The following is a 3,128-nucleotide window of genomic DNA, read 5'->3' as shown; positions in this document are numbered from 1 at the left end:
GCCGGATTGAGCACCGGCGGCGCGGCGGGCTGCTGGGCCCACGCTGGCACGGCCGCCGTCAGGGCCAACAGCAGGAAAACGGAAAGCAGGCGGGATAGTCGACGCACGCGGTCAGGCAGGGAGGTTTCCAGCAAACCTCCCGGTCAAATCTGGAAAAATTCTGGACGCCCTTGGCGTGGGTGCCCGTAGCCCGACCCGGGAGTGCAGGTTGCCGCCAGATTGTTTACAGATTTCCCGGCCTATTTGCCAACCTTGCGGCTGGTAACGGGCGCACCACCTTTCTTTCCCTGAGCGTGAAAATTCTGATTGTTGAAGACGAGGCGCCGCTGCGCAACACGCTGCTGGAGTTTCTGCGGCACGAGGGCTATGTGTGCGAAGTGGCCGAAACCTACCAGCAGGCGCACGAAAAAATCAAGCTCTACCAGTACGACTGCGTACTGGTCGACCTGACCCTACCCGACGGCTCGGGCCTGAATCTGGTGCGCACGCTTAAGGCCGACAAATCCATTGCGGGCGTGCTCATCATCTCGGCCCGGGGCTCGCTCGACGATAAGGTGCAGGGCCTGGAGATGGGCGCCGACGACTATTTGCCCAAGCCCTTTCACCTGGCTGAGCTCAACGCCCGGCTGCGGTCCATCATCCGGCGGCGGCAGTTTCAGGGGCAGCGCCACATTGTGTTCCGGGACCTGACCATCTTCCCCGACCAGACCCGGGTGCTGGTGAAAGACCAACCCCTCACCCTCACCCGGCGCGAGTACGACTTGCTGCTGTTCCTACTGGCCAACCCCAATCGGGTGCTCACCAAGGAGGCCATTGCCGAGCACATCTGGGGCGACGACGCCGACATGGCCGACTCGTTCGACTTCATTTACTCGCACTTCAAAAACCTGCGCAAGAAGCTGCAGGAGCACGGGGCCGACAACTACATTCGCACCATCTACGGCCTGGGCTACAAGCTCGAAACCGCGTGAAGCTCCTCACCCGCACCAACCGCTACTACCTGGGCCTGAGCGCCGTGCTGTTCGTGCTGGGCACCGGCCTGCTGTACGAGGGCCTGCAACACGCCCTAGCACACGAAGTGGACGAGCAGCTGCAACAGCAGCGCACCTACCTCACCGCGCGCATCCAGCGGGCGGGCGCGCTGCCCACCATCGCCCTGCCCCAGGAGCTGACCATCGACGGCCCCACCCACTCCGAAAGCCTGCACGACACCGTCATCTTCGACCCCGTGGAGCGTGAGCCGGTGCCGTTCCGCGTTATCTCCTTCCCGGTGGTGGTGCGCGGGCAGCGGCACTGGCTCACGCTACGCAAGTCGTTGCTCGAAACCGAGGATGTGCTCAAGGTGGTGATGGGCGTGATGCTGGCGGTGATGACGCTGCTCTTCGGCAGCCTGCTGCTGCTCAACCGCTGGCTGTCGCGCTGGCTGTGGGCCCCGTTTCGGCGCACGCTCCGGGCCCTGCGCGGCTTCCAGCTACAGCAGCCCGAGTCGCTGGCGCTGCCGGCTACGCCCATCGACGAGTTCAGCGAGCTGAACCAGGCCGTGGCCCAGCTCACCCAGCGCGTGGCGGCTGACTACCGCGCCCTCAAGGAGTTCACCGAAAACGCGGCCCACGAAACCCAGACGCCCCTAGCCATCATGCAGGCCCGGTTGGAGCAGCTGGTGCAGGACCCCGAGCTGCCCGAGCGCACCCTCGGCGCCGTGCAGGACGTGTACCGCGCCGCCCGGCGCCTTTCGCGCCTGCACCAGGCCCTCACGCTGCTCAGCAAGATTGAAAACCGGCAGTTCAACGCCGGCGGACCCGTGGCGCTCGACGGCGTGGTGCGGGAAAAGCTGCGGCAGCTCCAGGATTTTCTGGAAGATAAAGACATTGAGCCGCCGGTGACGCTGCTCACGCCCGTGTCGGTGGTGATGCACCCGGCGCTGGCGGAGTCATTGGTGGGCAACCTCTTGCAGAACGCTGTGAAGCACAACGTGCGCGGCGGCCTGCTGCGGGTGCAGCTCGGCCCGGCCGCGCTGGAAATCACCAACACCGGCCCCGAGCTCCACTCCGACCCCATGCTGCTGCTCGGCCGCTTCCGCAAGCACAACGCGGCGTCGGACTCGCCCGGCCTGGGTTTGTCCATCGCCGAGCAAATCTGCACCTACTACGGCTTCCGGCTGAGCTATGCCTACGCGCCGGCCGGGCACCTGCACACGCTGCGGGTGGCGTTCTGAGGCCGGTCCGCGCCGTACAGATTCCGGCCAGATTCGGCCGCTAGGTTTGCGGCATTCCTCACCCTAATCAACCGTTTCGACCCCATGAAAACCCTGCTACTCGCAGCGGCTGCCGCCTTCCTGGCCGCCCCCGCCCCTGCCCAGGACCTCCCCGCGGCCAAGGTACCGGCCGCCGTGCAGGCCGCGTTCAAAGCCAAGTTTCCGGCGGTGAAAGCCGTGACCTGGGAAAAAGAAGGGGCCGACTACGAAGCCGGCTTTAAGCAGAATGGCAAAACCATGTCGGCTGTGCTGACGCCCGCCGGCGTGCTGCAGGAAACCGAAACCGACATGCCGGCCGCTCAACTGCCGGCCGCCGTGCGCGCCACTCTGGCCCGCGACTACAAAGCCTACCAGGTGAAGGAAGCCGCCACCATCGTCAAAGCCGACGGCCGCACCGTGTACGAAGCCGAAGTGAGCAAGGGCGGCAAGGGGCAGGACGTGCTGTTCACCGCCGATGGCAAAGTCGTAACCCAGTAAAACAACTACTTCAACCGCCCCGCCCAGCCGGCTCAGGCAGCCGGCCGGGCGGGGCGTGAGCGGCCGTGCAATACTCGATGGCTTGCGTGCTAATAATCTTGCGTGCTAATAATCAAGAAAATGCTGCGTAGAAAGGTGCTGACCCGGCTGGGAATGCTATGGGGGTTGTGGTGGGGAATCAGCTTGGCGGCTCAGGCCCAAACGGGCGCGGTGCGCGGCACCTTGCTAGAAACGGGCACCGGCAATCCCGTCTCGTTTGCCAGCGTGGTGCTGCTGCGCAGCGCCGACTCGACATTCGTGGCCGGCACCCAGGCCAGCGAGTTGGGCGCATTTGAGCTGGCTCAGGTGCCGCTGGGCCAGTACGTACTGCGGGCCACGGCCGTGGGCTACCGCCCGG

At 65.2% G+C, this 3,128-nt stretch carries 4 protein-coding genes; all 4 read left to right on the top strand.

The features are described from left to right. The first annotated feature begins 293 nt into the window (after window positions 1–293). Window positions 294–971, top strand: a complete 678-nt coding sequence (locus ACYVDE_RS18575) for a response regulator transcription factor (RefSeq protein WP_460503041.1) — start codon at window positions 294–296, stop codon at window positions 969–971. Then, complete coding sequence (locus ACYVDE_RS18570) at window positions 968–2,215, top strand: sensor histidine kinase (protein WP_460503040.1); 1,248 nt, start codon at window positions 968–970, stop codon at window positions 2,213–2,215. Before ACYVDE_RS18575 ends, ACYVDE_RS18570 begins: the two co-directional genes overlap by 4 nt. A gap of 84 nt (window positions 2,216–2,299) precedes the next feature. Continuing rightward, window positions 2,300–2,731 (top strand): PepSY-like domain-containing protein, encoded by a 432-nt coding sequence (locus ACYVDE_RS18565; protein WP_460503038.1) that lies wholly within the window; start codon window positions 2,300–2,302, stop codon window positions 2,729–2,731. Between the two features lie 120 nt (window positions 2,732–2,851). Beyond that, the coding region (locus ACYVDE_RS18560) for a carboxypeptidase regulatory-like domain-containing protein (RefSeq protein ID WP_460503037.1) at window positions 2,852–3,128 on the top strand (277 nt) is incomplete at its 3' end.

It is taken from the genome of Hymenobacter agri, assembly GCF_054778495.1.
This window is presented reverse-complemented; position numbering and strand designations above follow the sequence as displayed.

What these genes read in the sequence shown, in the direction of transcription:
- ACYVDE_RS18565 (WP_460503038.1), top strand. Translation starts at nt 2,300, where the DNA reads ATGAAAACCCTGCTACTCGCAGCGGCTGCCGCCTTCCTGGCCGCCCCC.